This window comes from Streptomyces sp. NPDC087300 (assembly GCF_044744425.1).
Taxonomy (GTDB): domain Bacteria; phylum Actinomycetota; class Actinomycetes; order Streptomycetales; family Streptomycetaceae; genus Streptomyces.
The window spans coordinates 1-20,662 of sequence record NZ_JBIUYI010000030.1 but is presented as its reverse complement, the minus strand read 5'-3'; the positions used below and the strand labels follow the sequence as shown (position 1 = coordinate 20,662).

14 protein-coding genes and 3 pseudogenes are annotated in these 20,662 nt (G+C 65.2%); 9 read left to right on the top strand and 8 right to left on the bottom strand.

What is annotated here, in order from left to right; all coding sequences use genetic code 11:
- Positions 1-211: 211 nt before the first annotated feature.
- Entirely contained in the window at positions 212-718 is a 507-nt protein-coding gene (locus ACIO9J_RS44380; protein ID WP_402011951.1) for a hypothetical protein, read from the bottom strand.
- Positions 719-1,032: 314 nt separating this feature from the next.
- On the bottom strand, positions 1,033-2,136 hold the full coding sequence (locus tag ACIO9J_RS44375; protein ID WP_402011953.1) for a M20/M25/M40 family metallo-hydrolase: 1,104 nt from the start codon (positions 2,134-2,136) through the stop codon (positions 1,033-1,035).
- Between the two features lie 270 nt (positions 2,137-2,406).
- On the opposite strand from ACIO9J_RS44375, the gene ACIO9J_RS44370 reads away from it, so the two are divergent.
- Entirely contained in the window at positions 2,407-3,291 is an 885-nt protein-coding gene (locus ACIO9J_RS44370) for a LysR family transcriptional regulator (protein WP_402011948.1), read from the top strand.
- A 365-nt stretch (positions 3,292-3,656) separates the two neighbouring features.
- Here ACIO9J_RS44370 and ACIO9J_RS44365 read toward each other — a convergent pair whose 3' ends face one another.
- Positions 3,657-4,277 (bottom strand): hypothetical protein, encoded by a 621-nt coding sequence (locus ACIO9J_RS44365; protein WP_402011945.1) that lies wholly within the window; start codon positions 4,275-4,277, stop codon positions 3,657-3,659.
- 425 nt (positions 4,278-4,702) lie between these two features.
- On the opposite strand from ACIO9J_RS44365, the pseudogene ACIO9J_RS44360 reads away from it, so the two are divergent.
- The 4 genes and pseudogenes from ACIO9J_RS44360 to ACIO9J_RS44345 form a co-directional block, all read left to right on the top strand.
- A pseudogene (locus ACIO9J_RS44360) lies at positions 4,703-5,449 on the top strand (IS5 family transposase); the annotation flags it as partial.
- Positions 5,450-5,515: 66 nt separating this feature from the next.
- Positions 5,516-5,911, top strand: a complete 396-nt coding sequence (locus tag ACIO9J_RS44355; protein ID WP_402011942.1) for a hypothetical protein — start codon at positions 5,516-5,518, stop codon at positions 5,909-5,911.
- Positions 5,912-6,291: 380 nt separating this feature from the next.
- A complete protein-coding gene (locus ACIO9J_RS44350) occupies positions 6,292-7,335 on the top strand; it encodes a hypothetical protein (RefSeq protein ID WP_402011938.1) in 1,044 nt (347 codons plus the stop codon).
- Positions 7,336-7,800: 465 nt separating this feature from the next.
- Complete coding sequence (locus ACIO9J_RS44345; protein ID WP_402011935.1) at positions 7,801-8,028, top strand: hypothetical protein; 228 nt, start codon at positions 7,801-7,803, stop codon at positions 8,026-8,028.
- A 35-nt stretch (positions 8,029-8,063) separates the two neighbouring features.
- Here ACIO9J_RS44345 and ACIO9J_RS44340 read toward each other — a convergent pair whose 3' ends face one another.
- Positions 8,064-8,558, bottom strand: a complete 495-nt coding sequence (locus ACIO9J_RS44340; RefSeq protein ID WP_402011932.1) for a hypothetical protein — start codon at positions 8,556-8,558, stop codon at positions 8,064-8,066.
- Positions 8,559-9,052: 494 nt separating this feature from the next.
- Between ACIO9J_RS44340 and ACIO9J_RS44335 the strand changes: the two genes are divergently transcribed.
- On the top strand, positions 9,053-9,232 hold the full coding sequence (locus ACIO9J_RS44335; RefSeq protein ID WP_402011929.1) for a hypothetical protein: 180 nt from the start codon (positions 9,053-9,055) through the stop codon (positions 9,230-9,232).
- A gap of 48 nt (positions 9,233-9,280) precedes the next feature.
- Here ACIO9J_RS44335 and ACIO9J_RS44330 read toward each other — a convergent pair whose 3' ends face one another.
- From ACIO9J_RS44330 to ACIO9J_RS44320, 3 genes are all read right to left on the bottom strand, one after another.
- Positions 9,281-10,150: an IS5 family transposase gene (locus ACIO9J_RS44330; RefSeq protein ID WP_402011926.1), complete on the bottom strand. Its 870-nt coding sequence runs from the start codon at positions 10,148-10,150 to the stop codon at positions 9,281-9,283.
- A gap of 1,050 nt (positions 10,151-11,200) precedes the next feature.
- Positions 11,201-15,343, bottom strand: coding sequence for a hypothetical protein (locus tag ACIO9J_RS44325; RefSeq protein ID WP_402011924.1), 4,143 nt, complete (start codon positions 15,341-15,343; stop codon positions 11,201-11,203).
- A gap of 352 nt (positions 15,344-15,695) precedes the next feature.
- Positions 15,696-15,926 (bottom strand): LuxR C-terminal-related transcriptional regulator, encoded by a 231-nt coding sequence (locus tag ACIO9J_RS44320; protein WP_402011921.1) that lies wholly within the window; start codon positions 15,924-15,926, stop codon positions 15,696-15,698.
- An 803-nt stretch (positions 15,927-16,729) separates the two neighbouring features.
- Between ACIO9J_RS44320 and ACIO9J_RS44315 the strand changes: the two genes are divergently transcribed.
- The 3 genes and pseudogenes from ACIO9J_RS44315 to ACIO9J_RS44305 all read left to right on the top strand — a co-directional run.
- Positions 16,730-17,170 carry a hypothetical protein gene (locus ACIO9J_RS44315; protein WP_402011919.1) on the top strand — a complete coding sequence of 147 codons (441 nt, stop codon included), beginning with the start codon at positions 16,730-16,732 and terminating at the stop codon, positions 17,168-17,170.
- A 21-nt stretch (positions 17,171-17,191) separates the two neighbouring features.
- Positions 17,192-17,605, top strand: coding sequence for a hypothetical protein (locus ACIO9J_RS44310; RefSeq protein ID WP_402011917.1), 414 nt, complete (start codon positions 17,192-17,194; stop codon positions 17,603-17,605).
- Positions 17,606-17,683: 78 nt separating this feature from the next.
- Positions 17,684-18,245 (top strand): annotated as a pseudogene (locus tag ACIO9J_RS44305) (hypothetical protein); the annotation flags it as partial.
- A gap of 448 nt (positions 18,246-18,693) precedes the next feature.
- Here ACIO9J_RS44305 and ACIO9J_RS44300 read toward each other — a convergent pair.
- Positions 18,694-20,599, bottom strand: a pseudogene (locus ACIO9J_RS44300) (transglycosylase domain-containing protein); the annotation flags it as partial.
- Positions 20,600-20,662 lie beyond the last annotated feature (63 nt).

Below are 20,662 nucleotides of genomic sequence, written 5' to 3'. Positions count from 1 at the left end.
CGTCGAGCGGACTGCTCGCCGCGTTCCCCGATGGGCAACGCACCCGCATCGGCGTCGCCGCCGTTGGCGAGTGTGCCCGCGACATCCCTGCGCAGTGCCGCGCGCCGGTGCTTCCGTGCGCGGGCCGGGGCCTCGCTCCCAGTTCTCGCTGCGCGGGGAAGCACCAGACGGTGAGCGTCGGCGCCGCCGTGACCGTAGCCGTTACGGCGGCTCAGCGGTGAATGCCGTTCTTTGCCGCCAGGTTCAGCAGAACCTCTGCCAACGCGGGCTTCTGTCCGAGGGCCAGAAACGCCAGGGCTGGGGAATCGTCCCGCTCGATCTCGAACCTGTGGCAGACCATCAGGAAGGACATGGTGCCGATCTGGTGATTCAGCACCCTCACGTTGCTCCACGCCACCGCATCCCGCACGCCGCCGGTCAGGTTGGTGACGACCAGGCCGCCCGTGTGGAGATAGCACCTGCTCATCCCGAGCCTGGCAGTCCCGCGACTCCATGCCAGCCTTAGACCGTAGATGGCGAGCACCACGGCCACGATGAAGGCACCCTTGGCGAACGCCGCCGGCGGTCTGCGGACGACCAGCAGGAAGAGCAGGACGGCAGCCAGTGCCACGACGCTGCGCCGCGCCAACTGCAGGAGACCGCCTCCGACGCCCGCTATGGGGTAACTCCCGAGTCGCTCGCCCAGGCCGATCCCGAACCCGTTCATGTCCTGTTGCACGACCAATTGCCTTCCTTGGAAGAAACTACGATGTGGACGCACAGCGTCAGACGGAAAGCCCTTGCCGCGTTCGCGCGGAGTCACGCCGGTGACAGGCGGGCCATGGCTGGGTCTCCGCGATGAGTTGAGCCATAGCCAGGTGCGGTGCCCGTCATCCTTTCGTCGCTGCTCGTCTCGGCTGCCTGCTCCGCCCCCAATGGGAGAGCATCTGCCGGTGATCTGCTGGATTCGGCGTTCTGCGGGCCGCCCGAGCGGGCGGCCCGAGCCGGGGTAGTGAACGCGGTGAGGAACAGGGCGCGGACGCGCGGGCCGGCTCATCGCTGCGCCCTGCCGATGAGGTGGGCGAGGAGGAGGCTGCGGGGGATCATCTGCGCGATCTGGACGTGCTCGGTGTCCGCGTGGGCGCCGCCGCCCACCCCGCCCAGGCCGTCCAGCGTCGGGCAGCCAGCAGCCGCGGTCCAGTTGCCGTCCGAGGCGCCGCCGACGGCGATCCCCCGCAGGGGCTCCTGGCCCAGTTCGGCGGCGAGGCGGGAAGCGAGGGCGAACAGTTCGGCGGAGGACTCCGGTTCCATGGGCGGCCGTTGCGCACCGCCCCGGATCTCCAACCGGGCGCCGGGTGTTCGCACAGTGAGTTCCCGGATCAGCCCATCGATCCATTCCTGCGCCGCCCTGGTCGGAACGCGCACGTCCACCGACACCCGCGCCCGTGCGGGCACCGTGTTGCGCGCGCTGCCGGCCGACAGCAGGGTGGGCGTGACCGTTGAGACACCCAGGACAGGGTGGGCGGCACCGACGGCGCCCATCGCGGTCCCGATACCGGCGACGGCCAGCACCTGGTGAGCGGCCTCGACGGCGGCGTTGACCCCCTGGTGCGGCTCCTGCCCGGCGTGCGCGGCCCTGCCGTGCACCACGACCTCGTACCGTGAGGTGCCCTTGCGGGCGGTCTTGAGCGCACCCGCCTCGTCCGCTGCCGCCTCCAGCACGAAGGCGGCCCCGCACGCCCGCGCCGCCTCCTCGATCATCTTCCGGGATGTCGGGGAGCCGACCTCCTCGTCCCCGTTGACCAGCACGCACACCCCGTCAGGGGAGGGAAGCGAGGCCAGCGCGTGGAACATCTGCACCAGACCCGCCTTCATGTCCAGCACTCCGGGCCCCCGGGCGATCCCGTCGGCCACCGACCAGGGACGGTCCTCGAGCGAGCCGATGGGCCAGACTGTGTCGTGGTGGCCCAGCAGCAGTACCCGCGGGGTGCCGAAGGCCCACCGCAGATGGGTCACCCCGTCGATCACGATCGTCTCCGGCTCGGCCCCCAGCAGCCTCGCGCCGAGGGCGCCGACCACATCGGCACTGCGCGCCACCGCCGCATGGTCTGCCGAGAAGGACTCGCAGGCGACGAGCTCCTCCAGATCTGCGAGCATCGCCGCCAGGGCGAGCGCGGACCCCCGGGTCACCGGCCCCACCCCTGCTCAAGTCCCTGTCGCAACGACACACTTCCCCCTTGGGTCTCATGGGTGATTGGGGCGGCGGCGCGCTCCCCTCCGGTGCGCCGCCGCGTGAACGACGTTAGGACCGGGCCAGGCATTACACCAGCGACTGGATTGCATGGAATCTATGCGTCAGAGGAATGTGTTCGGGCAAGATGGCCGGCTGATCAATGGCCGGGTGAGGGTCTTGGTGACGGGAGGAACATGTTCGAGATCGACGCGCTGCGGCTGCTCGTGACCGTGGCCGAGGCCGGGTCGTTCACGCATGCCGCCGACCGGCTCAACTACACACAGTCCGCAGTGTCCCGGCGGATCGCCACACTGGAACAGCAGGCGGGCGGACCCCTGTTCGAGCGGCTGCCGCGGGGCGTGCGGCTCAATCCCGCCGGGCGGGCGCTGCACCGGCACGCCGTGGAGGTGCTCGACCGGCTGGCGCGGGCGCAGCGGGAACTGGCCGTGCTGCATGCGGGCCACGGCGGACTGCTGCACGTGGGTGCGTTCGCCACCGCCAACATCCAGCTGCTGCCCACCGCCCTGCGCGCCCTCCAGCAGACCAGGCCGGACGTCGAGGTCGTCGCGGTCGAGGGCCCGACCGACACGCTGATGCGGCGCCTCGCGGACGGGGCGCTGGACCTCGCCATCGTCAGCGACTATCCCTCCGGGCTGCCGTCTGCCGACGGCGTCACCACGACCGTTCTGTACGAGGACGAACTGCTCGTCGCCCTCCCACGCGAGCACCGTCTGGCCGAAGCCGGGACGGTCGACCTGCGCGAACTACGCGACGAGCCCTGGGTACAGAGCGCCTACGGCGACCGCCCGACGATGCTTGCCGACGCCTGCGCGCGGGCCGGCTTCACCCCCCAAAAGATCATCCGGATCGCGGAGTGGACCGGGAAATTCGGCTACGTCGCCGCCGGACTCGGCGTTGCACTGGTCCCCTCCCTGGCTGCCTGCGCCGTCCCCGACGAAGTCGTCCTGTGCCGCCTCGCCGACCCCGCCCTGCGCCGCACCCTCCACGCGGCCCTGCCCGCCACCCCACTGCCAGCGGCACTGAAACTGCGGGACCTGTTGCGCAACGTCGTCGGCTGAACCCCTCGGCATGGCGAGCTTCGCCTTAATAGCGAGTGTGCGCTCAAGGTACCGGCAGGCAAGCAAGGGCCAAGATCGCGAGATAGAAGTGCTGTGTCCCTTAAATGAGACAGCCAGAGAAAACCAGGTCGCCACAACTGAACGGGACATTCCGAATGGGGGCCTACACTAGGCGAGATGGCCGACCTGGACTTCCGCCCCGCCGGGCACTCCACCCGCTGCGGCGGCGCCCTCAGCTCCTGCGCGGGGCGACAGCCCCAAGACGATCCGCTCCCAGGACGGACGGCTGGTAGGAGCGTGTGCCGGCACCACGCCAGCCGAGCCGGGCTCCGAGGTGACGATGCGGCCTCACCTCGTGGCCGCGCTCACTTCGTCACGGACCACTTGAGGGGCTCGCCGTAGAACCCCTGGTGGTAGGTGACCTTGGTGACCTTGGTCTTGGCCGGGACCAGGTACGGCTCGCACACGGTGCGCTCTTCTCTCTTCTTCCAAATGTCGTCGGTCCCGAGCTCCTTGGCGCCGTCGAAGAGGTTGCAGTCCTTGGGCGTGCTGCTGAGGACGCCGATGAGGACGAACCGGGTGCCCGGCCCCGCGGCGGTCTCGACGCCGAAATCGCTCATCACCGTGGGTTCCTTGACCGCGTCGCCGCCGACGTGCTTGGCGTGGACGTAGACCCACACGACCTTCTGGCCTGCGTACTTCTTGGGGTCGTCGAGTTCCTCAAGGTCTTTTGGCGTGCCTTCGACGACCTTGGTGGGCGTGAGAGCGAACTTGCCGGTGGTCTTGTAGCTGGTGATCTCCTGTGTCGGACCGGGCTGGCCGAGCCGGAGCTCGGGAGCACGTGTAGGTCCGGGGCTGGTGTCCTTCGTCTCGTCCGTCGCACCCGCGCCGCACGCGGTCACGGACCAGGCGGTGAGCGCGCCGCAGGCCATCAGCCCTAGACGTCGGGGAAGTTGGGGGATGCGCTGGTTCCATGAGTTGGGCATGGGACCATACTTTATGTTGATCATCCCGGGCTCGCGGGCGCATGCGGGCGGGGGCAGCCGAGGTACGCCTGAGCCGTCTGCAGTGGGCGCACATCGTGTGCTGCCTGCGGGCCGAGGCCGCGGTGTGCCGCGAGCGCGCCGAGTGGATGCGGTGGTCGGTCGAGGCCGCCGCCGCCCGGACGCGGGCAGGCCACGCGGTGGAACGGGCGCGGGAGTTCGCGGCCAGCGGGATCAGGACGGTGCCCGGGGTGGCGGCCGTCGAGGAGGCCGAGGCCGACCTCGAAGCCGCACAGGCACGCTGCCGACGGCTCAGCCAGCATGGCGCGCACCACGACGTCGGCCTGGCCGGTGAGCGCTACCTCGCCGTCGAGATCGGCGTCCTGGCCGACCGGGCGCAGGCGCTGTACGAACAGGCCGCGGGCGAAGACGCCAAAGCGGGCGGCCGGTCGGAGAAGTGGCACCGGCGCGACATCGTCGACGCCATCCGCTACCTCGTCGACAACGGGGTCAAGTGGCGGTCCCTGCCCGCGGATTATCCGCCCTGGCAGACCGTCTACTACCACTTCGCCGCCTGGCACCGCCGCCGCGTCATCGGCTTCCTCCGTGATCAACTCCGTCGGCAGATCCGCACCGGGCAGGGGCGATGCCCCTGGCCCGTGACGTTGATCGTCGACTCGCAGTCGGTCAAAGGCGCCGAGACCGTCTCCAAGGCCACCCGCGGATTCGACGCCGGGAAGAAGATCAACGGACGCAAGAGACACATCGCCGTCGACACCCTCGGACTTCCGGTGATGATCACGGTGACGCCCGCCGACACCACCGACCGCGACGCCGCCCGCGAACTCCTCTGGCGCCTTCGCCTCATGCAACTGCAGATCACGCAGGTCTGGGCCGACTCCGCCTACGGCGGCCAGCTCATCAACTGGTCCGGCAGCTTCCTCAACATGACCCTCAAAACCGTCTCCCGGCCTCGCGGGGCGAAAGGCTTCGTTGTCCTGCCCCGGCGCTGGAAAGTCGAACGGACCCTGGGCTGGATCATGCAAGCCCGACGCAACGTCCGCGACTACGAGCGCCTCCCGCAGCACTCCGAAGCGCATATGACCTGGGCGCTCATCACCCTGATGACCCGCCGCATCACCAGCAAAGGCCCCCGCAAGGACTGGTCGAAGAAGATCTGATTCCTCTCGGCCACCGCCCCCTTCAGCGGTCCCACCTGCCCGAATGGCAAGATCCACAATGTGACCGGATGGATGCGCCACTCCCCGCGCTGGGCAGTCATCACCACCTGCTGCATCGCAGCTGCCATGCTGTTCATCGGTGCGCTCTCACACGTCGTCGACCTTCTCGCCCACGGCGTGAAGCCCTATGACTGGGCCCCCGGCTGGCTCAACCTCTACTGGTCGTCCTTGGCCGTGCTCGACACACTCGCCGCCATCTACCTGATCAGAGGCAAGCGCCGAGGGATCGATCTGGCCTGCGTGATCATGATTACAGACACAGTTGCGAACTGGTACGCAGTCCACACCCTCCAGAACAGCAGCCTCACCGCGCAACCCGGCCTCCAACGAATCATCGTGTTCAGCGCACTCGTTCTGGGATCAGCACCACTCATCCGACGGCACCTTCACGCCTGACCCCACCACCGGCGGTTCTCAGACACTCACTTACCACGGCGCGGACAGGGAGCCGGCTGCCAGGAGTTATGGCCTCTTGACCGGCAACCTCGCCCGGTGGGAAGGGAGGTGGTGAGCGGCCGGGCCAAGGGTGAGGGGAGACCCGTTCGTGGAGGACGGCTCGCCCCGCTCAACCGGCTGTGCACTGAGCGTTACTGATCAGGCGTAGGCTGATCGCAGCAGACTTCCAAAACGCGAAAGCCCCGAACCGTGTCTCCTCAGGATTGCCGTCCTGAAGCGGTATCGGGGCCTAGCGTGACCGATGCTGGTAGGTCTGCTGTCGAGTGTAGCGGGGGTGTCGCCCTCCCTCCACCAGGCAGCAGGCCAGAAAGGCCCATACCGTGGCAAAGCAACACCGCGCGAGCCCGCCGAACGACTACAAGAGCTGCCGCGCGACGTTTTCCGCCCGCACCGAACTCTCCGCCGAGATGCCCGCCGCCCTGCCCACCACGGCGATGGTGATGGAACGCTCCGGCCTGAGCCGCCGCGCCGTCCAGGTCCACACCGTCCATCTGACCGCCTACGGTCTACAGGACGGCGTGCCCACCGGAGTCCCGCTGGACACCCCGCTGCCGGACACCGCGGACGCCCTGGACACGGAGGACCCCCTCACACCCCTGCAGTGGGCCGCCTCGATCCCGCTGCCGCAGTCCTGCCGCACCTGCCGCTGCATCCTGTGCGAGCTCGCCAAGATCAGCCGTGGTGACTGGCTCGGGCAGATCAGCGTGCGGGATCTCGCCACCCGGCTGGAGATGAGCGAGTGGACCGTGCGCATGCACCTGCGCACCGGACACACCGTGCAGCGCATCGGGCACAGCCTCGCGGCCGCGGGCATCGTCGCGTTCGACGCCGTCGCGGAGATCACCGGCTACAACGAGCAGACCAGGAAGCCGCTCATCACGCGCCGCGCGGACCGCTTCATCCTCGCCCCGGAGAAGCGCAAGCTCGGCGTCTACGGCCTGCCCTACACCGGCGACGTCCGAAGCGATCAGCTCATGGAGCGGCTGCGCGACGAGACCGAGTGGTTCGACCCGACCCACAAGGAAGCGGTCTGGATCATCAACCTGATGATCGCGCTGATCCGCAACGGGTGGCCCGAGGACCTGCTCGTCACCAAGCTGCGCGAGCGGCCCCACCGCGGCGCGGCCGCGCTCAAGCGGCCCTACCGCTACGCCAGCGTGCGGCTGCCGAAGAAGTCCGACACATTCACGCGCTCGGCGTTCGCGGGCCCGGGGACAGGATTCGACAAGCCCCGCTGCCCGGTGTGTCAGGGGCGCATCCTTGGTAAGTCTGAGGACGGGCGGCACGAGATCTACCGCCGGGAGCACGATGGTGAGGAGCAGCGCACCACGGCGGCACCTCACCAGTTGGCCGGGGCACGGTAAGAGGGGCAAGGGGAGTTCCGGGATGTATGACGAGATCGAAGTGCCCACGGACACGGCGACCCTCACGGTCGCCTGCCCGTCCTGCGGCGCGCCCGCCGGTGACCACTGTCCCGGCACGATAGGCGTCCAATCGCCCGCTGGGCCGCCTGCACCGACCACGCACCACAGCCCGCGCCGCCCACGGTCACCCGCGCCGCGCGCGCCCACCAGAACGGCGTCCCGCGCTGCGCGGAGCCCGGCCGCGCGGCCGCGGACACCGCGCTGGCCGCACTCAAGACCAAGTGGCGCCTGACGGCCGAACACGAGGACGGCAGCCGCTGCCCGCGCACCGGGAAAGGCCGGCACCGCCAGATCGGCGGCGGCGATCCCCGCTGCCCAGGGCGCGCCTTCTACGTCGCCAACTGCCGCTCCTGCCCCTGGACCTGCCGCAAGCGCCAGCGCAACCAGGTCGAGGAAGCCGCCGCGATGCACGCGCGCTTCTGCACCGACCAGCGCCTGCTGCGCACCTCCGCGCAGGCCCTGGAGGAACAGCGCCGCCGGGAGTCCGCGGCCTTCGCCGTGCCCTGCCCGGTCTGCGACGCCCCCGCCGGCGAGCCGTGCATCGACACCCGCCGCCGCATCCGCGCCATCCCGTACACCTTCCTCGACGGCTCACCCCGCGCCCACATCAAGCGCCGCACTCTGGCCGCCTGACCTGAAGCCGCAGCGCGGCCTCACGTGGCCTCTGGTCAGGCTGCGTCAAGGGCGTTCAGTCTGGCAGCGATCAGGTCCCGGAGCGCGTCTGCGCGGGCGCGCCCCGCGGCGAACTCCTCGATGCGGATGCGGCGCAGGGTTTCCGCGTCCAGCCGCACCTCCACCTTCGGGCCGACTGAAGGACGTCCCCCAAGATTGGGGCCGGACTCCTCCTCCAGCTCGCCGAACCACTGGGCGACAGCGGCATCTTCTTCGTTTCGGATCAGCCAGTCCTTCGCCGTGGCGTCGTCGGCGAACTCGTTGCGCGGGTCGACGCCTTCGTACTGGGACCAGGTACACAGAACCCAGCGGCCCTTTGCGGTGCGGTACAGGCTCTGGTGCTCGAACTTGCCGACGGGGTTGACGGAGGTTCCGTTGATTCCGGTCGTGGCCTCCTCGTACTCGGTGGCCGAGTCCTTGTTGAACCATCCGGCGAGAGTGACCTCGTCCCATTCGGTCTCGGGGTAGGCGTAGACGTTGATGCGGTTCATGTGGACTCCCGTTCCGGCGGACCTATTCCGCATGCGTCAACCGATTCGAAGGGATCCGCTGTGCGTGGCTGGGGGCAGGCCGTCCCACTCGGAGAACGCCTCCTGGGCAAGCGCACGTGCGTCTGAGCACGGAGAGGCCGGGCTGAAGGCGTCCGTGGTAAGCGACGCTTCGCACCCGTTGCCGTCATCCGGGGCGTCGTCACAACCCCCTTGCGACATCGCCGCCTTTCCATGTGACGTCACATGCCCTGACCTGCGCAATGGAGCTTTCTCTCAGCCCTCGTTCGGGGATGTCGCATCGCGTCGCATGCCATTCACCACAGTCGGCCCGAGGCCCGTCGGGTCGGTGCATGGGGACTTGCGCGTCTAGCCGTGTGGTGTTCCAAGGTCTGCTGGTGCTGTCCGAGACGCCCCCGGCAGAGGTCACGGGGTGGCGCGGACTGCTTCGAGAGCTGCGCGTGCCGCCCGGCGCGCCTTACCCGAAGGATGCCGTGATGTCCCTGTCCCAGATGCTGCTCGCCGTGCTGCTGGCCGTTGTCGTCTTGCTCGTGGTGACGGGAGCCGCGGTGGCGGTGCACCGTCGCCCGTCGCTGCAGGCCCCGCTGGCCACGGCGATCAGTGCCGTGACGATGGTCGCGGCGGTGCTCACGGTCCTCGTGACGGCCAGCCGTTGACTGCCCCGTACCCGGGCTGCTGCTCAGAGGTCGTTTTCTCCCGGTGTTTCATCCTGTGGTGCGGGCTTGGTCCGGTGATGTCGGGTCGCGCCAGGAGATGGTGTTTTCGCCGGTGAGGCGGCGGGCCATGAGGTCGGTCATGGCGAGGTGGATCATGGCTTCGGAGCGGGCTGGGAGAGTCTCGTAGTCTCGGGCCAGGCGGCGGTGGAGCATCAACCAGCCGTAGGTCCGCTCCACAGCCCAGCGTTTGGGTAGCGGAGTGAATCCCCTGGCCCCGGGGGTGCGTGCCGTGATTTCCATGTCGATTCCGAGGGTGGCGGCATGCTCGACGAAGGGCTTGCGGTAGCCGCCGTCCACCCAGGTCTTGCGGATCGCGGAGTGGTCGGCGGCTATCCGGTTGAGCAGCCAGGTGCCGGCGTTGGAGTCCTGGACACTGGCCGCGGTGACCAGGACCGCCAGCAGGAGGCCGAGCGTGTCGGTCACTATGCTCCGCTTGCGGCCCACGATCTTCTTGGCGTTGTCCGTCCCTTGGCTCGTGGCGGGCACGCTGGTGGAGGTCTTCACGCTCTGTGCATCGATCAGGCAGGCGGACGGCTCGGCATTGCGGCCCTCCTGCTCACGGACCAACTCCCTTAAGAGGCCGTTGAGCTGGGTGAAGATGCCGTCGTTCTGCCACTTGGCGAAGTAGCCGTAGACGGAATTCCAGTGCGGGAAATCGTGCGGCAGGTAGCGCCACTGCACCCCGGTGCGGTCCACGTACAAGATCGCGTTCATGACCTCGCGCAGGTCGAGCTCGGCGGGTCGGCCGAATCCGAGTGCCCGGCCATGGCGCTCGTAGCGCCACGCTGCCAGGACCGGCTCGATCAGCTCCCAGCGGGCATCGGACAGATCGCTCGGATAAGGGAGGCGTTCGCTCATGACCTGGGCATACCGCCCCGAAACGAGTGCGCCCAGGCGCGCGCCCATCGCTGCGGAAGCGCCGCCACGAACCGGGCGTCCTGGAAGGAGACAGGCGCGAGCCGACTCTCACCCCAGGCGACACACCACCCGGCTCCCACGACACGATCTCACCACACATCGCCGTGGCATCACTTTGTACCAGCCCCCAAAACGCCACCTACCAGGCATCATTGATGAAAACGACCTCTTAACGACCAGAGCAGGGGCATCCCTGCCGACCGTGACGAGTAACTGGTAGGCCTCGGCGTTCAGTTGCGCATTCCGCAGGATCCGGACAGCTTCGGTCACCTCAGTTGCGCCCCGGGTGGCTCCAAACAAGGTTAGCGCCCGCGATGTGTCACCGGCACGGTGCTGTACTGACAGCATGGTGAGCAGGGCGTAGACATCGCTGGCACCCCGCTTCTTGACAAAGGAGTCAAGGAGCATGGCCGCTTCTTTATCGAAATCATTGACACGAAGCGCTTCCATGAGACTAGCGACAGTTCCGTGGCCGACCTCAGAACCGCCGGGGTACGGGAGAGCGGTGCGGAGATCCAACAGCCTCGGTCCATGCCAGCACGTCATGCCCGGGCCGAAGCCAGTTCCTACCGTCAAGATCGTAGGCGGTACAACGTTACGCAGCACCGCAGATTTTTCAAAGACTACCTGGATGAACTGGGTTTTGAGCGGAACGCTCGCTGCAGCAGAATGCGAAGGAGTGCAACGATAGCGCCGGGCCCCAGGATGAATGAAGCTAGCGTGCCCAGGCCAAAGTCATTCGCAAACATGACGCTTATCGCAGCCGCAGAGATGCCGACGTGTATATACGGCAAAAGCACCCCCATACGGCCCTCACGTGTACCGATGATCGGAATGGCAATCCAGAAGAGAAAGGCGCCAAGGTAGAGGAAGGGGATAAGTACCACGAGGCCCTACTTTCGCCTTGGCTGATTTGAGAGGGTGGGGTGACCCTCGTCCGAGGGTCACCCCACCCTCATCTCACCCTATCTACAGGACGGGGTGCGGCGACTAGCTACTGTACTCAGGATCCGGTGCGGTACTGGGCCAGGAGCAGAAGTGGCCACCCGGGTTCGTGCCAGCACTGTCCTCGACGCCGATGTTCCACGGATTTCCGCTGTGCCCGGATGCTGCTTCGCAACCGCCATATGGCATCCCGTGTCCGGTAAAGTCGACAATAGCACTAAAGGGTACAAAGTCCCCTCGATACAGCGGATTTGCGCTCTGAGTGTAGTTTCCAGCTTGATCGATTGCCTTGTCGTCTACGTAGAGGTACTGGTTCGGCATGTGGCTCGATCGCAGGATCGGGTCGCCGTCGTAGGCGCGGACCTTGCCATCAGCGCAGAGCTGGAAGCTCAGCTCCTGCCAGATCGGTGGCGCTGCGTTCATCAGCGAACCAAGCTTGCCCGGTTTGAGGAAGGCGTTGTAGATCTCGCCGGCCAGGTCTGCCACCTTGTCGTCGACCACAGGTGAGTCCGCGACCTCGTTCCGCCATCGCGTCGCAGAGTCCGTCGCCTGCTGAACGCCGAGCATGGGACGGTACCCGATCGACCCACCCGATGTGTGGAGGGCCCTTATGCAGGTTCCGTTCTCAACCACACTGGGTTTGAGCCCCATGGCCGCGTAGGCCCGGCCGGGCAGTACCCCTGTGCTGTTGGTGTCTGTGGTCCTCTCCTTGCCGTCGTGCTCATTGAGATCACGGGTGGTGTAGTTCAGGTTCGGCGGTTCGATCTTGTAGTCGTCCTTGAGGGAGGCGAAGGTGTCCCTGACGAACTGCGGGAGGTGGGTATCAGCCGTACGGTCGTCGTACTCGACAAACTCGCTGCCCTCTATCACCTTTCCATCGTCCGCTTTGACGAAGGAGACAGTTGCTTTGTTGCGGATCTTGTAGGAACTGTCATCACTATCGAACTGAGCGGGCTTGCCGTCACTGGTCGGTCGATCAGTCACTGGGTTTGAATAGTGCAGCCATCCCGCCATGCTCTTGCCATCAGGATGATCGGTTGGGTCCGTGCCTGCTTCCTCGACGGATCTTTTCCATCGTGCCATCGCTGCCCCCGTCTTGGGCATGACGCAGCCCGGCGCCGGGAGATCTATACAGCCCGGCAGCGCAGTTACTGCCCCGGACGTTTTCATCCCCCAGTCGTAGATGTGCTGCCGGTCCTTGAACGGGGTGTTGAGACCGGCCATGCTCTCCTTGTCGGCGTCAAGATTCTGATCTTCATCGAAGAAGCCCACTGATTGCACGGTGCGTTCCACGTACGTGCCCTTGATGGGAACGACCGCGATGGCGTCAAAGGCAATGTCCTTGTCGCCCGTGCCATCTGATGTCGTGGTGCTCAGAGTGACCTCTGGGGCGGCATCAAACATGAAGGATCCGAGGGTGGCCCACCGGTTGCCGTCGCCGGGCTGAGAGAGCACCCGATTTCGTGTCCCCTTAGCTGTCTTGATCTTGTACTTAGCCTTTTCGGTCTGAGCGCCATGGTCCGGGAGGTGCACCATCACCTTGGCTGGCCCATCGACCGCTTTGCCCAGCTTCCACCGTGCAGTGGCTTCAAGCCGCTGTCCCTTGGTGTCGTTCTGCCGGGTGTGCCCGAAGTAGAAGTGTCCGCCAAAGCCCGCGCCCAACTGGTGCAGGTCGACCTTGGCGGGCCAGACCTCCCCGATGGCGCCCCCTGGCTCCACGCCGGCCTCAGGTTCACCGAAGTCCATGGAGAAGCTGCCCTGGTTGGTCCAGCCCCCGTTGAGGCAATTCGGCCTCACCGACGGCGTACCCCCAGGAAGATCATCGATGATCATCGCATTGGACGGGAGCCCTACGGTGGTGCAGTTCGGCGGGTAGGCGGTGCCGTCGGCTTCCTCAGGGTAGGTGTCGTTGAACCGCATGAACTCGTTGCCGCAGTAGGTCTTGCAGTCGTCCTTCCACTGCACCGACTGATGCCACCAGCACTTGAACTTGTCCTCGCCAGTGGTGAGCAGGCAGGGACCGCTGCCCGTCTCGTTCTCGGCTCCGTCGCCGATCTTTGAGGGATCACAGTTGTTGTACGGGCCGCAGAAGAGATCCTCCGGCGGCTTCACCTTGGCCCGGTGGTACTTGGCGCTGCCCTTAACCGTCGCATCGCCCTCTGCTCCGTTCCACCAGGCGGCGCGAAAGGCGGGCACGAGCTTGCCGGGAGACTCCAGGAACGAAGGCGGATGCGCTGCGAAGCCAAGGACCTTCTCCGGGTAGGGCCAATCCTGAGGATGAGCGGCCGCGGACGCCTCCTCATTGCCCAGACGGTCCTCCATGAAGGGTGTACGCCCGGCGTCCCATTCCGGGTTCGCAGGGTTGTTGGCCCAGCCCAGCCCCCAGGGGGCGTTGCCGTTGGTGTTCGCATGGAACCCGGAGTTATAGGCCCACAGAGCAAAGAACCAGTTCTCCAGCTGCTTGGGGTTGCCGTCATGTACCGCGATGCCGGCCTTCTGTGTCGTGTTCCACTTGTCCACCAGGATCTGCAGGCCGGCCGAGATGTTGGCGGTGTAGTCCAATGCGACCGCACGCTGTTTCTGATAGGCCCAGGCAGCACCGCCGTGGCCGTCCTCCCGCCCGGCGAGCCGCATGTGGTCGGTGACCTGTGTGATGCCGTAGCCGCAGTCAGCGTCGGTGAAGTTGACGTCCCAGTCGTTGGCACTGTCGCCGTCGTAGAGGTCGATGCCGTAGTAGTTGCCGATCAGAGGATTCCCTGTGACGCCAGGTACTGAACTGCGGGCTGCTTGCCACATGTTCGACTCTTGGGTTGCTACGCCGAGCATGATCTGTGCCGGGACTCGGCCGCCGCCCTCCAGGGCAGGATTGGGGAAGAGAGATTGAGGTTGGTAGGCGGGCATCCCCAGGTTCTTCCAGTTGGCGGGACGCGAGATGTGCTTGTTCAACGTGCCGTTGACAGCTTGGTCGACTGCCCATTCCACCTGTCGTGGCTTGGGTTGCATGGCCTGATTGCGTGGATCGTTGCGTGGGACGGAGCACGCCCGATTCGATTCCACGATCTCCGTGCGGCTTCCTGCAGCGGCCGACCGCGGTGAGCGCTTGGCCTTGCTCCCATGGTCGTTGCTGCCCTTGTCTCCTGAAAGGGCAGGGGAAGGGGTGGCCCGGCTCTGCACCCACTCGGCAGACTTCACGGCCAGCGGTCGCACGGTGAAACCCGCCTTCTTGGCGGTCGCTGGAATGGTCGCGGTGATGTTCACGGAACGTGCGTCGGAGGCGCTCTTCGGGTGGAGGGCGGTAGGCGCCCCCTTCCCGTCCGCCCACTGGGTGCGCTGGATGACGAGTCCCGAACGCGTGGAGACCGTGGCGTCATCGTCCGACCCGGGCAGCCGCTGCACATGGGTCGGTAAACTGCCGGACTGCTTTACCGAACCGGTTAGATAGACGGCGCCACCTGCACGAGTCACGCCAGTGTGGGTGACGGGGCCCGAGCCAAGGACGACGGTCTTCTTATGGCCGCTGTAGTACTTGATGCGAGCGGTGCTTGCAGCGCTCTTGTTACGGATGTCTCGGTCCAGGAACACAATCCCGTCACCGGCATCCGGAGTGAGCCGGTACGGAACCGTCTTCGTCCTGGCCAAAGTCTCTTTGCGGCCCTTGGTATCGATGCTCACGATACGGGCGCCTGCGGCTGCGGCGATACCGTCCTGCGTCGGGATAGCCGATGTGACCTGGCCTTGTGTTACAACGGCGCGGCGGATCTTGCCCGCCGCGGCGTCCACTGTGACAAGGCGGGTGGCTGTCTTGTCCTCACCCGGCGACTGCGTCAGCACCGCCGTTTCCCCAGTGCCGCATCCCGGGTTGTAGTACGACAGTGAAGCTGTGAGGCCCAGTTTTCTCACTTGGCCGGTCTCAAGATCGACTACTGCGGTGAACGCGCCGCGGGCCATGAGTTCAGCCTTGTTGGTGAACGCACGTGGCGCATACGCGACCACGGCTCTCTTGCCCGACCCGGTCACACACGCATTGCCGATCCAAGCATCTGCGTCGAAGCCCGGCTCGGCCAATGAGGCAGCGGTTTTCCAGGCGTAACCGTCCTCCTTACGGGCAGTCAGCAGGTGAAACCCCTGGCCATCGCTGGTAGTGGTCCATGCGAGGTCGTCGGACTTCTTCCAGCCTCTGCCCAGCAACTCGGTGCGCTGACCCGGCGGTACAGCGCTGGGGTGAGGAACTCTCGCTGCACCACTAACGGGGTCGGTCGGGGAACTCGCTTCGGCCAGGGTGGCTGTCTGGACCAGCCCGACCAGTACAGCTCCCGCAGCTATTGCAGATACCGGAACTCTGGATCTCCTGCAGAGTCTCAACGATTCTCCTCATTGCAGAGAAGGAACCATGCCCGGCTGGGCATGGGAAACCGCCCGCCGGCGAGAGGAACAATCGCGGGCGGGTGAGCCATATGGTGAAGTCAGTTGGCCCCGGCCCTCGAGACAAAACCCGTCGTCGAGGCCGGCTAACCGGACGCAGGCAATACGCTGAGACAGCCTAGCTGCTGCCCATGCCTTGATGCACAGTCACCGGCGCGACCCTCCTGCTGCTGTCGTCAGAAAGGAGCCCCAAGCGCTGCGCCTGCGCCCCGAGAGCCACTCGTCCCTTAGCTTCCAGAATTTCCATGAGCTGCTGGACCTTACGTTGAACTGTGCGGTGACCTATCCCTAACTGCCGCGCCACTGTTGCGTCGTCAAATCCCTTGTGAAGAAGAGTCAGAATCTGCATTCCGGTAGCGTCAATCTTCGGAACCGTGGTCACTATCTCCACCCCCCCAGTCGTCACTGCTCGTCCGCTATCGGTTGTCATGCTAGGCAACGCGGAAGCTACTCGACAGACACAGAAGCTTCACAAAATGCCATGAAGCGGTACATCAGGGATGGCGTTATTACGCCACGTAGCGACGCGGACGCGCTGCATTAGCGCACGAAGAGTTACTTCTTTTGCGATATTTCTTCCAAAGAAGCGCGGCTTCGGCTACCAATTTCACTGAGCGAAATACTCTACTGGCATCCCAGGAGTCGATCGAGCTGACAGCGCATGCCCCTGGGCTCGCTACCGACTCCAGCATCGACACAATTCACGGGAAGGTGTCACGGGCGAATACGCAACGAGCCTGTTCCGCGTCCGGGTCAGTGGGCTGTGGCGGGGGCGTGCTGGGGTTGATTGACCCGGTCCAGCCGCGGACTCACACCTGGGGCAACGGCGACGTATTGCCTGTCCGAGCTGTGCCTTGGATCTGCAATGCGATGCAGATGAAGAAAGTGCGCTACGCAGTTCACCGGGTGGGCCGAGCCCCCGCATGTTCTTCTGGCGCAAATGCGCCAGAATCGCCAAACGGCTTCACAGTCCTCTTCGCTGCGCCTACAGTCCTGAGTGCTTCGACCGGTCGGCCGGCAAAATCCGCTAATCGGCTAGGAATTTGCTTTCTTGACGTTCCAGCCGAAGATACGATCCGTTTCCTCTGCCGTCATCACATAGGCCGCCGGGTGGTGTCGGCTTCGTTATATCATCCAGGACGGGGACTTTCTATGCGCAAGATTGCGCTGTCATATATGGGCGTTGCGACTTCCCTCGCCGTAATTCTCTTATCATCGGTTGCAGGCGCAACTCCGTCGCAAGCTGATTCCGGTCCGCTAGATGCCAATCCGACCCCGTATTACTACATAGACCCCCCTCTGCGGGCACAAGCTCGGGTCGACTGGTGGGATTTCCATCCGGACACGCTTGACGATCTGGATGATTTCTATCTCTACGATACCCTCACTGATGGCCATGGCGTTTACGCGTCGTTCCGTCACCCGAATGGTGAGACCTATTCGGAAACAAACACTAACGGGACGGGCGGCAATGGGGTCCACTTGGGTATCCCTAATCTCAAGGACAACACAACAGGGAAACTCAAAATCTGCCTGACGAACAATGGTAGGCCAGATTCTTCTCTGTGTCAGTCGTGGAATATTACCGAATGACTCCAGGAAGGAAAGATGGGCATGAGTAACCGCATCAAGACTGTCTTAATGGCGGTCGCAGGAATATCCCTGGCCCTATGCTCGCAGGGTTCCGCATTCGCAGCTGGGGACACCCCCCACGGCGCGACGTTTCAACCGTATGGCGGCGGTGGGAAAGTTTACTGGAATGACTATTACCACCCTCAAATCAGCGAGGATGCAGACAGCTTCACTGTCTCCGACACGCGCGACGACGGACACGGCGTCTTCCTGAGAGTCGACCACCCTAACGGTAATACTTACTTCAAAGCATTCAATCAAGGTCAAGGAGGCGGCGGCATCGATTTCAAGCCCCCGAACCTCGCAAACGGCCAGACCGAATGGATCGATGTCTGTCTAAGCGAGCAGAGCAGTCCCATCGAATCAACATGCACAACGTCGATGATCACTGAATAGTCGGAACGCTGACTGCAGTCTGAGTCGCCTTTTCCAAGCCCTCGGCGCTGACCGCGAGTTGAACAGCGCTGCGCAATGATGAAGCTCCTGGTAGACGGATATCAACCAAGATCATCCTCGTGCCAGGGGCTTCGCGGGCTTGTCTACCCGTCCTCGTTTGATCTATCCAGCCGCACTTCGCGGTCCCTGACCGGGCAACTGACAGCCGGACGCCTGGAGATCGGGTCGCGGTGGCGGGCCGGTCCGCCGCACGTCAGGCAGTGCTCGCCCTGGCCATCTACGGCGCGGTGACACCTATGCCCAGCTCACTGCAGGATTCGACATCGGCATCACGATCGGCTACCGCTACATACATGAAGCCGCCGAGGTTCCGGCCGACCTCGCGCCGTCCCTCCTACTCAAGGCGATGAAGGCGATCCACACGAAGGCGTTCGTCATCCTCGGCGGCCACCGTGCTGCCGATCGACCGCATCCCTGCCGACATCCCTACCACTCCGGAAAGCAAAAACGCCACAGCATGAACGTCCAGGTCCTCACTGATACGTTTTGACGGGTGCTCTGGGCCCCCGGCCCTGCCGGGTTCGACCCACTACCTGACCCCGCACTGCTGCACGGGACCATCGAAGCCCTTGCCGATGCAAGGCCCAAGTGCTCGCCGCTGTCGACCAGCGCAGCGCTGCCGATCAGCTTGGCCGCTCTGGTGGCGGTCCACACCTGATCCTCCATCCAGCCGTGCGCGGCCGGGCCCTGCTCCAGGTATGGGGCTAGTTTTCCAAGTGGCGAGGGGACGGACGGCATCGCGATCAATTCGGGTCACGGAAGCCAGCACCTGCACACCGCCGTCCCGCCACAGCTGACGCCATCGATCGGCCGACTTCGGGCTCACCGCAGGCGTCGCATCACCTCCGGCGGCTTGATCTTCTGCTCGAACAGCTCAGCCGCCTACATCCGTACCGTCTCCCGGCGCCGCCGTCCCGCAGTGGTCAGCCCGCCCGCATCTGCATATGTCACACACCACGGATACGCAGCCACCGCCCCGGGCCCAACAGGGACTTCAGGGAAGTTCACCCCGACGAGCCGAAGTCAGTAAAGCCTGGCGCGGGCTTGCCGATCAGGGCGCCAGCCATGGCATCCTTCCAGATCGGGCCCGGGACCTGGCCGCCGTAGACCTTCGGGTGGAACCGGTCGCCGATCGGAATGTTCTCCATCTTGATCTTCTGGGAGGCGCTGCCGACCCAGACGGCGCCAGACATGTTCGGCGTGTAGCCGACGAACCAGGCGTTCCTACGGGAGTCGGTGGTACCCGTCTTGCCCGCGTTTTCCCGGTCGGTGAGGCCGGCCTGCTGGCCCGTGCCGGAATCGACCACGCCGCGCAGCAGGGTGTTGATGGTGTCCGCGGTCTTCGTCGACATCGCCTTCGAGCAGGTCGACTTGGGGACCTCAAGGCTCTTTCCCTTCGAGTCCTCGATCGCCGCGATGACTACGGGCGAGCAGTAGGTGCCCCGATTAGCGAAGGTCGCGTAGGCGGACGCCATGGTCAGCGGCGAGATGGAGTCGGAGCCGAGGGTCAGCGGGGAGGGCTGTTCGGTGATCGGTTTGCCGTTGCCTTGCGTCACATGGAGCTTCTTGGTCATATCCAGGACCGGGCACATGCCGATGTCCGCGATCATCTGCACGAAGTAGGTGTTGACCGATTTGGCCATCGCGTCCTTCAGCTTGTACGGGCCGACCTCGGACTGGTCTTCGTTCTCGACGGTGGTCCCGTCAGGGTTCTTGTACGTCGAGTCGCACCCTTGGATCGGGCTTGGGTAGGGCATCTTGAGGGCGCCGGGTACGACTTTTTCGGTGTGAGCCCTTCCTCCAGGGCCGCAGCCGCCACGAACGGCTTGAACGTCGACCCCGTGGGGAAGCCGATCGCCCGACCGTACCGCTCGTCGACCGAGTAGTTGATCTCGGTCTCGTTCTTGCCGTAGCCGTACGGCTTTGACTGCCCCATCGCCAGGACCTTGCCGCTGCCCGGCTCGACGATCGTGGCGGCACCGGCCACCAGATCGTCCTTGTACACGTGCTTCTTCAGCGAGGCCTGCACCGCCTCCTGGGCCTGCGGGTCGAGCGTCGTCCGAATCTTCAGGCCGCCGCGGGTCCAGATCTTCGCTCGCTCCTCGCGGGTGTCGCCCAACTCCGGGTCGTCGAGGAAGACGTTCTTGACGTAGTCGCAGAAGAAGGCGGCGCCCTTCACGGCCGTAATGCAGCCGTTCCTGGGCTTGCTGACGTTGAGGGAGATGGGTTTCGCCTTGGCCTTGCTAGCCTCTTCCTGCGAGATGTAGCGCTCATCGGCCATCCGCTGCAGCACAGTGTTGCGCCGCTTGGTGGCCGCCTGCGAGGCATTGACAGGGTCGTACCGGCTGGGTGACTGCACGATGCCGGCGAGCAGCGCTGCCTCTTCCAGCTTCAGGTCCTTGGCGGACTTGGAGAAGTAGCGCCTGGACGCCGACTCGACGCCGTAGGCCTGCTGCCCGAAGAACGTGATGTTCAGGTAGTTCTCAAGGATCTTCTTCTTGCCGAGTTCCTTCTCGACCTGGATCGCGTACTTCAGCTCGCGGATCTTGCGGCCGATCGTCTGCTGGGTAGCCTCCGCGGCTTTCGTCGTGCGTTGCCCGCTTCCTCGACGAAGACATTCTTCACGTACTGCTGGGTCAGCGTGGACGCGCCCTGCGAGACGTCGCCCGACCGCGCGTTCTCATTGAGCGCGCGCAGGATGCCCTTGAGGTCGACCGCGCCGTGCTCGTAGAAGCGTGAGTCCTCGATCGCGACGATCGCCTTCTGCATGTACGGTGAGATGTCCTTGATATCCACCAGCGTGCGGTCACGCGAGTAGACCTTCGCGATCTCAGCCCCTTGGGAGTCCAGGATGGTGGTGCGCTGACTCAGCGGCGGGCGCTGGAGGTTTGCCGGTATCTCCTCGAACTCCTCACCCCCGAGGAGTTCGACCAGATGGTCGCGGTCAACGTGAAGGCGCCGTTCTTCCTCACCCAGCGGCTCTTGCCACGGCTGCGC

Coding starts and splice junctions, on each gene's coding strand:
- ACIO9J_RS44375 (WP_402011953.1), bottom strand. CDS start 2,136: ATGCTCGCAGATCTGGAGGAGCTCGTCGCCTGCGAGTCCTTCTCGGCA.
- ACIO9J_RS44320 (WP_402011921.1), bottom strand. CDS start 15,926: ATGCAGATTCTGACTCTTCTTCACAAGGGATTTGACGACGCAACAGTG.
- ACIO9J_RS44365 (WP_402011945.1), bottom strand. CDS start 4,277: ATGCCCAACTCATGGAACCAGCGCATCCCCCAACTTCCCCGACGTCTA.
- ACIO9J_RS44335 (WP_402011929.1), top strand. CDS start 9,053: ATGTCCCTGTCCCAGATGCTGCTCGCCGTGCTGCTGGCCGTTGTCGTC.
- ACIO9J_RS44370 (WP_402011948.1), top strand. CDS start 2,407: ATGTTCGAGATCGACGCGCTGCGGCTGCTCGTGACCGTGGCCGAGGCC.
- ACIO9J_RS44315 (WP_402011919.1), top strand. CDS start 16,730: ATGCGCAAGATTGCGCTGTCATATATGGGCGTTGCGACTTCCCTCGCC.
- ACIO9J_RS44340 (WP_402011932.1), bottom strand. CDS start 8,558: ATGAACCGCATCAACGTCTACGCCTACCCCGAGACCGAATGGGACGAG.
- ACIO9J_RS44345 (WP_402011935.1), top strand. CDS start 7,801: ATGCACGCGCGCTTCTGCACCGACCAGCGCCTGCTGCGCACCTCCGCG.
- ACIO9J_RS44310 (WP_402011917.1), top strand. CDS start 17,192: ATGAGTAACCGCATCAAGACTGTCTTAATGGCGGTCGCAGGAATATCC.
- ACIO9J_RS44330 (WP_402011926.1), bottom strand. CDS start 10,150: ATGAGCGAACGCCTCCCTTATCCGAGCGATCTGTCCGATGCCCGCTGG.